Origin of the sequence: Streptomyces sp. SID12488, assembly GCF_010548275.1 — a bacterium.
Taxonomy (GTDB): Bacteria; Actinomycetota; Actinomycetes; order Streptomycetales; family Streptomycetaceae; genus Streptomyces.
The window spans coordinates 69447-77361 of the sequence record NZ_JAAGLT010000040.1; the positions used below are offsets into that span (position 1 = coordinate 69447).

8 protein-coding genes are annotated in these 7915 nt (G+C 70.8%); 3 read left to right on the forward strand and 5 right to left on the reverse strand.

The window, feature by feature from the left end:
- Positions 1 to 23: 23 nt before the first annotated feature.
- Positions 24 to 974: an acyltransferase domain-containing protein gene (locus G3I56_RS38515; RefSeq protein ID WP_164417437.1), complete on the reverse strand. Its 951-nt coding sequence runs from the start codon at positions 972 to 974 to the stop codon at positions 24 to 26.
- 103 nt (positions 975 to 1077) lie between these two features.
- On the opposite strand from G3I56_RS38515, the gene G3I56_RS38520 reads away from it, so the two are divergent.
- Positions 1078 to 1344, forward strand: coding sequence for a DUF6343 family protein (locus G3I56_RS38520; protein ID WP_164417440.1), 267 nt, complete (start codon positions 1078 to 1080; stop codon positions 1342 to 1344).
- Between the two features lie 52 nt (positions 1345 to 1396).
- Here G3I56_RS38520 and G3I56_RS38525 read toward each other — a convergent pair whose 3' ends face one another.
- From G3I56_RS38525 to rpsA, 4 genes are all read right to left on the reverse strand, one after another.
- Complete coding sequence (locus tag G3I56_RS38525) at positions 1397 to 1786, reverse strand: tetratricopeptide repeat protein (protein WP_055533923.1); 390 nt, start codon at positions 1784 to 1786, stop codon at positions 1397 to 1399.
- Positions 1787 to 1836: 50 nt separating this feature from the next.
- On the reverse strand, positions 1837 to 2445 hold the full coding sequence (coaE, locus tag G3I56_RS38530; RefSeq protein WP_164417443.1) for a dephospho-CoA kinase: 609 nt from the start codon (positions 2443 to 2445) through the stop codon (positions 1837 to 1839).
- A 72-nt stretch (positions 2446 to 2517) separates the two neighbouring features.
- Positions 2518 to 3456, reverse strand: coding sequence for a PAC2 family protein (locus tag G3I56_RS38535; protein WP_164417446.1), 939 nt, complete (start codon positions 3454 to 3456; stop codon positions 2518 to 2520).
- A 356-nt stretch (positions 3457 to 3812) separates the two neighbouring features.
- Complete coding sequence (gene rpsA / locus G3I56_RS38540; RefSeq protein WP_164417449.1) at positions 3813 to 5321, reverse strand: 30S ribosomal protein S1; 1509 nt, start codon at positions 5319 to 5321, stop codon at positions 3813 to 3815.
- Between the two features lie 383 nt (positions 5322 to 5704).
- Between rpsA and G3I56_RS38545 the strand changes: the two genes are divergently transcribed.
- Positions 5705 to 6517 (forward strand): class I SAM-dependent methyltransferase, encoded by an 813-nt coding sequence (locus G3I56_RS38545; protein WP_164417469.1) that lies wholly within the window; start codon positions 5705 to 5707, stop codon positions 6515 to 6517.
- A gap of 82 nt (positions 6518 to 6599) precedes the next feature.
- On the forward strand, positions 6600 to 7915 hold a 1316-nt coding region (locus tag G3I56_RS38550; RefSeq protein ID WP_164417453.1), incomplete at its 3' end, for a DEAD/DEAH box helicase.

Here is a 7915-nt window from a genome sequence, read left to right on the forward strand (position 1 = left end):
CCCGGCCTGTTCACCCGTTCGAGTCAAACCGTCGGCAGCGGGAACCATCCGTGCCCGATGTACCAGTGGCCGCCCGCCCGAAGGTGGTCCCCGACGGCCCGCTCCAGCGTGGTCCGCCGGGGCAGCTCGGCCACCGGTAGATCCGGATTCCCGAACACGAACTGGACCGGCTGGGAGTCGGCCGGCTCGTCCGCCTCCGCCGCGATCCGGAAGCGTTCCTGGAACCGGACGATATTGGAGTCCGCCCCCAGATACCGCTTCAGCTGCGGGTCCAGCAGCCAGGAGTGGCACACCCCGGCCGTGTACCGCTCCTCCGGGAAGTGCCGCCCGAAGAAGTCCAGGGCCCGTGCCAGCGACCGATCACAGGCGGCCGGGGACAGCGGCCCGTGAAAGTCGGGGATGTGCAGGCTGAGACACATGGCGTCGGCGTCCGGGGCCGGACCGGTGGCGGCGAGCAGCTCCGCCGTCCGCTCCCCGACGCGCGCCCGCTGGAACTGCAGCCGCCCCAGCTGGAACAACTCCCCGTGAAAGTGCAGGCCGAGCCACCACATCGTCTCCACTCCGCCCCGGCCGTGCCTCCTGCGGTGCAGCGCCATGTTCCGCCCGAGGTCGGCGAGCGTACGGCGGGACACCTCTGGCGGGATCCCGAGGGCGTAATGGTGGGCACGTACGGACGGAAGGGCGGCGAGGAACGCGTACACGCCGAAATACCGGCCCAGTGCCCCCGTCTCCTCGCCGGCCCGTCCGTCCGCCTGCCCGGTGAAAAGCTCCGCGACCCGCTCGGCGGGCCAGGGCGCTGCCCCGCCGATCTCGCCCATGTCCCGCACCAGCCCCTCGACGCATTCCTCCAGGAGCCGCATCGCGCCGAAGTCGCGGGTCAACAGGCGTCGCAGCGCGACCAGTTCGTTGATGTCCTCATGGGGTACGGCCAGGTCGAGCAGGATCTCGGGAAGATCGTCGGCATCCGGAAGCACGGTGTGGTTCTCCCCCGTCGTCTCAGCGGCCGGCGGCCCGGCCTTCGGCCCTTGGTGAACGTCCGGAGCGAAGAGTACGTTGCAGGAAGGAGCAGTGGTCCTCATGCGTACAGGCAGTGAGCCGATGACAGCGCGCAGTGCCCTGCGGGCGCGTCTGTGGCTGAGCGTGTGGGGGCTGGTCTGGGCGATCGCGGGGACGGCCGCCTTCGCGCTCGCCGGGCGCCCCTGGTGGGCGGCTGCCTGCGGTGTCCTGTGGCTCGTCGTCACGGTCGACCTGACCATGATCCTCCGGCACATCCGGCAGGGCCCGCACTACCAGCCGGGCCCCGACATCCCGCCGTACCGGCCGCCGGAACAGCGCGGCCCGTGAACACACGCACGCGCGTGAACCCGTAGGCGTCGAACCTGCCGCCGGCGGACGCTCAGGACTGCGAGTCGTCGAAGCGCGCCGCTTCCAGATAGCGCGGGTTCGGGTCGAGCGCCGCCGCCAGCCGGAAATGGCGCTTGGCCTGCTCGGGGCGGCGCTGGCGCTCGTAGGTGCGGGCGAGCGCGTAGTGCGCGAACGCGTTGTCCGGCTCACGCTCCAGGACGATCGTGAACTCCAGCTCCGCGGGACGCAGTTGGGCGGCGGCGAAGAAGGCACGCGCGCGCAGCAGTCGGGCGGCCGTGTTCTCGGGGTGCGCGGCGATCACGGGGTCGAGCAGTTTCACCGCGCCACGGGGATCACGCGCGGCGAGCAGTCGCTCGGCCGCGCGGAAGTCGATGACATGCGTCTCCGGAGTACGTCCGGTCCATCCGCTGGTCTCGGGCACGGCTCAGTCCTTCCCTCACTGGGGCGGTTCAACGCCCGGCCACGGCGGCGCTATTCCCGCGCCACCCGCGCTCTGCGCACAAGATCCGCCCATACGTCCGTTACGCGCTGTTCCAGCTTCTCCAGTGGGACGTCGTTGTCGATGACGACGTCCGCGATCTCCAGGCGCTTCTCACGGGTGGCCTGGGCGGCCATGCGCGCGCGGGCGTCGTGTTCCGTCATGCCGCGCAGCCGGACCAGCCGGTCGAGCTGGGTCTCGGGGCTCGCGTCGACCACGATCACGAGGTCGTACAGCGACTTGAGACCGTTCTCCGCGAGCAGGGGTACGTCGTGGATCACGACGGCGTCGCCTGCGGCGGCGGCTTCGAGAGCGCGGGAGCGGATGCCCACCAAGGGGTGCACGATCGAGTTGAGCACGGCGAGCTTCTCCGGGTCGGCGAAGACGATCGAGCCCAGCTTGGGCCGGTCCAGGCCGCCGTCCTCAGCGAGCACCTCCGCACCGAAGGCATCGACGACCGCCGCGAGACCCTCGGTCCCCGGCGCGACGACCTCGCGCGCGATGCGGTCCGCGTCGATCAGGACGGCGCCCCGCGCGACGAGCAGCCGCGACACCTCGCTCTTGCCGGCCCCGATGCCGCCGGTCAGGCCCACTGTCAGCATGCCCGGCAGCTTAGGGCCTGCCACTGACAGCGTCACCGACAGGGCGCCGGCACGGGCTCGGCCCCTGAGGGCTCAGCCCTCGCCCTCCCGCTCCGCGAGGAACTTCTCGAACTCAAGCCCGATCTCGTCGGCGGACGGGATGTCGACCGGTTCCGCGAGCATGTTGCCCCGGCTCTCGGCGCCCGCAGCCGCGTCGTACTGGTGTTCAAGACCCTGGACCAGGGCCACGAGGTCCTCGTCGCCCTCCTGGATCTGGCGGTCGATCTCCGTCTGGGTGCGGTGGGCGTCCGTGCGGAGCGCGTGCGCGATGCCGGGCAGGACCAGGCCCGTGGCCGCCGTGATGGCCTCCAGGACGGTCAGGGCGGCGTCCGGGTACGGGGAACGGGCGATGTAGTGCGGGACGTGCGCGGCGACGCCCAGGACGTCGTGGCCGGCCTCCATGAGGCGGTACTCGACGAGCGACTCGGCGCTGCCGGGGACCTGCGCCTCCTCGAAGGGGCTGCGGTGGCCCGGCACCAGTTCGTTGCGGTTGCCGTGCGGGGTGAGCCCCACGGGCCGCGTGTGCGGGACGCCCATCGGGATGCCGTGGAAGTTCACGGACAGGCGTACACCGAGGCGCTCGATGATCTGCTGGACGGCCGCGGCGAAGCGTTCCCACTCGACGTCCGGCTCGGGTCCGGACAGCAGCAGGAAGGGCGCTCCGGTGGCGTCCTGGACGAGCCGCACATCGAGCGTGGGCACCTCGTAGTCGGTCCAGCGGTCGCGCTTGAACGTCAGCAGCGGGCGGCGCGCCCGGTAGTCCACGAGCCGGTCGTGATCGAAGCGGGCGACCACTTGGTGGGGCAGCGTGTCGAGCAGCCGGTCGACGATCTGGTCGCCGGTCTCACCCGCGTCGATGTATCCGTCGAAGTGGTAGAGCATGACAAGACCGGCCGACTCCTGCGCCAGCGCCATGTCGACAACGGCCAGGCCTTTCGGCTCCCATGCGTACAAACCCTGCGGATCAAGCACAGTGACCGCTCCTCCTCGTGTTCGTACTGCACAACGTGGCGCGGAGCGCGGGCATTCCCGCCCGGCCCTCGCTCACAGGTACGACTTACCCGCCTGTGACGCGTGCATCGCCCCGGACGGACAGGTCACGCGCGACCGGGCCGGTCATCGGCGAAGTGCGCCTGCCCGGCGGGCTCGTTGCCAGGGAAGCCTCCCAAGGGCCGGTTACGGCCCGTCAGTTACCGCTGTGTCCCATACGTTTCCGCAGAACGCCAAGGGCAACCCGGTCGAACGGCGACCGTCAGCACACAACACTGAGGGCCCGCACCTCGAAAGGTGCGGGCCCTCAGTCAGCTGCTAAGCCTCAGCGGCAGCGATCAGCTCTGGCCACCGGCCAGCTTCTCGCGGAGCGCCGCAAGGGCCTCGTCGGACGCCAGGGCGCCGGACGTGTCGTCCGACTCCGAGGAGTACGAGCCGCCGCCGCCACCACCGGAGGCGGCCGGAGCCGCACTCGTCGTGCTGGTGCCCTCGGCCTCGGCCTGAGCGTCGGCCTCGCGGGACTTGATGACCTGAGCCTGGTGCTGCTCGAAGCGCTGCTGCGCCTCGGCGTACTGGTTCTCCCACACCTCGCGCTGGGATTCGAAGCCTTCGAGCCAGTCGTTGGTCTCGGGGTCGAAGCCCTCGGGGTAGATGTAGTTGCCCTGGTCGTCGTACGACGCGGCCATGCCGTACAGCGTCGGGTCGAACTCGACCGAGGCCGGGTCGGAACCGAAGGACTCGTTGGCCTGCTTCAGCGAGAGGCTGATGCGACGACGCTCGAGGTCGATGTCGATGACCTTGACGAAGATCTCGTCGTTGACCTGGACGACCTGCTCCGGGATCTCCACGTGGCGCTCGGCCAGCTCGGAGATGTGGACCAGACCCTCGATGCCCTCGTCCACGCGGACGAACGCACCGAACGGGACGAGCTTCGTGACCTTACCCGGGACGACCTGACCGATCTGGTGCGTCCGGGCGAACTGCTGCCACGGGTCTTCCTGCGTCGCCTTCAGCGACAGGGAGACACGCTCGCGGTCCATGTCGACGTCGAGGACCTCGACGGTGACTTCCTGGCCGACCTCGACAACCTCGGAGGGGTGGTCGATGTGCTTCCAGGAGAGCTCGGAGACGTGCACGAGACCGTCGACCCCACCCAGGTCCACGAAGGCACCGAAGTTGACGATCGAGGAGACGACGCCGGAGCGGACCTGACCCTTCTGCAGGGTCGTGAGGAACGTCTGGCGCACCTCGGACTGGGTCTGCTCGAGCCAGGCGCGGCGGGACAGGACCACGTTGTTGCGGTTCTTGTCCAGCTCGATGATCTTCGCCTCGAGCTCCTTGCCCACGTAGGGCTGGAGGTCGCGGACTCGACGCATCTCGACGAGGGACGCCGGCAGGAAGCCACGGAGGCCGATGTCGAGGATGAGACCACCCTTGACGACCTCGATGACGGTACCGGTGACGATGCCGTCCTCTTCCTTGATCTTCTCGATGGTGCCCCAGGCGCGCTCGTACTGGGCGCGCTTCTTCGAGAGGATCAGGCGGCCTTCTTTGTCCTCCTTCTGGAGAACAAGGGCTTCGATCTCGTCGCCGACCTTGACGACCTCGTTCGGGTCGACGTCGTGCTTGATCGAGAGCTCACGGCTCGGGATGACACCTTCGGTCTTGTAACCGATGTCGAGGAGAACCTCGTCCCGGTCAACCTTGACGATGACGCCGTCGACGATGTCGCCATCGTTGAAGTACTTGATCGTCTCGTCGATAGCGGCGAGGAATGCTGCCTCGTCACCGATGTCGTTGACCGCAACCTGCGGGGTGGTGGCGGTGGTCTCGGTGCTGCTCGTCATGTGGGTAAGGGCTCCGGTACGGACAGAGAGTCGTAGGTACTGCTTACGCCGGGAGCCCGTTTCGCTCTGCAGAAGGCCGGACAGCCAAGGAAGCGCCACATGCAGGACCCGAAGATCCTGTGGCGCCTCGACAACCGAGGGGACATACATACAGATGCGAGCGCAACCTGCTACGTCTGAGGTGCGCAGGCCCGCAGCGCAACTTGTAGCATACGGGGGCAGCCGAGCAGGGTCAATGCGCGAAGGCGCACACCCGGGGCGGATCACCGCATACCCGGCACAAGACGTGTCCCAGGAGGCCACGCGGGCCCGGTGACGCCCCATTCGCGACACCGCCGGGACAGGTCCGGCGGAAGAGTCCGCACACTAATACGAGGGAGCCGATCATCCAAGAGCCCGAATCGCCCGAGCCGGACGCCACCCGGCGCGCCGCCGGAGTCACCGAGAGCTCGCGGGCCAACCGGGGCTGGTGGGACCGGAACGCGGACGACTACCAGAACGAGCACGGCACCTTCCTCGGCGACGACCGTTTCGTCTGGTGTCCCGAGGGCCTCGACGAGGTGGAGGCGGAGCTCCTCGGCCCGGCCGAGGAGCTCAAGGGCAAGGACGTCCTGGAGATCGGCGCCGGCGCGGCCCAGTGCTCGCGCTGGCTGGCCGCCCAGGGCGCCCGTCCGGTGGCCCTGGATCTCTCCCACCGTCAGCTCCAGCACGCCCTGCGGATCGGCGGCGGTGTCCCTCTCGTGGAGGCGGACGCGGGCGCCCTGCCCTTCGCGGACGGCTCGTTCGACCTGGTGTGCTCGGCGTACGGGGCGATGCCGTTCGTCGCCGATCCCGTGCTGGTGCTGCGCGAGGTGCGCCGGGTGCTGCGCCCGGGCGGGCGCTTCGTCTTCTCGGTGACGCACCCGGTCCGCTGGGCGTTCCCCGACGAGCCCGGCCCCGAGGGCCTGTCCGTCTCGGGTTCGTACTTCGACCGCACGCCGTACGTCGAGCAGGACGACGACGGCAACGCGGTGTACGTCGAGCACCACAGGACGGTCGGCGACCGCGTCCGGGACGTGGTCGCGGGCGGCTTCTGCCTGGTGGACCTGGTCGAGCCGGAGTGGCCGGCCTGGAACACGTCCGAGTGGGGCGGCTGGTCCCCGCTGCGCGGCAACCTCATCCCGGGGACGGCGATCTTCGTCTGCGAGCGCGCCTGAGGCAGGCCAGAGCAGCCGGCTTCGTAAACGCCCTCCACGCACGCGTGGGGGGCGTTTTTCGTGGACGTACGACACTGGGGGCGTGATCCGTTACGACGCCCTGGACGTTCTGCCCGTACGCGATGCCCTGCCCGACCTGACCGACGCGCTCGACGCGCACGGCACCGCCGTCCTCGTGGCGCCGCCCGGTACCGGCAAGACGACGCTGGTGCCGCTGGCGCTGGCGGGGCTGCTGGGTGACGGCGGGCCGGTGCGGCGGGTCGTGGTCGCCGAGCCGAGGCGGATCGCCGCGCGTGCGGCGGCCCGGCGAATGGCGTGGCTGCTGGGCGAGCAGGTCGGCGCGAGCGTCGGGTACACCGTGCGCGGGGAGCGGGTCGTCGGGCCACGCACGCGCGTGGAGGTCGTCACGACCGGCGTGCTGCTGCAACGGCTGCAGCGGGACCAGGAGTTGCCGGGCGTCGACGTGGTCGTGCTCGACGAGTGCCACGAACGGCACCTGGACGCGGACACCGCGGCGGCTTTCCTGGTCGACGTACGGTCGGCGCTGCGTCCCGAACTGCGGCTGCTGGCGGCGTCGGCGACGACGGACGCCGAGGGCTGGGCAGCCCTGCTGGGCGGCGCGCCGGTGGTCGAGGCCGCGGGGGTGTCGTATCCGGTGGAGGTGGTGTGGGCACCGCCGGGACGTCCGGTACGGCCGCCGCACGGTATGCGCGTCGATCCGGCGCTGCTGACGCATGTCGCGTCGGTGGTGCGGCGGGCGCTGGCCGAGCGGGCGGGGGACGTGCTGTGTTTCCTGCCAGGCGTGGGAGAGATCGCGCGCGTGGCGGGCCAGTTGCGGGACCTCGGGCCCGCGGTGGAGGTGCTCCAGGTGCACGGGCGGGCGCCTGCGGCGGTGCAGGACGCGGTGCTGTCGGGCGGGACGGGGCGCCGGGTGGTGCTGGCGACGTCGGTGGCGGAGTCGTCGCTGACGGTTCCGGGGGTGCGGGTGGTCGTGGACTCCGGGCTGGCGCGGGAGCCGAGGGTGGACCACGCGCGCGGGCTGAGCGCGCTGACGACGGTACGGGCGTCGCAGGCGGCCGGGCGGCAGCGGGCGGGGCGGGCCGGGCGTGAGGCGCCGGGGGCGGTGTACCGCTGCTGGGCGGAGGCCGAGGACGCCCGCCTGACGCGCTTTCCGTCCCCGGAGATCAAGGTGGCCGACCTGACCGCGTTCGCCCTCCAGGCGGCCTGCTGGGGCGACCCTGATGCCTCCGGGCTGGCGCTGCTGGACCCGCCGCCCGGCGGTGCGATGGCGGCGGCGCGGGCGGTGCTGACGGCGATCGGCGCGGTGGACGCCGCCGGGCGGGCCACGGACCGGGGCGCCCGTATGGCGCCCCTCGGCCTGCACCCCCGGCTGGCCCG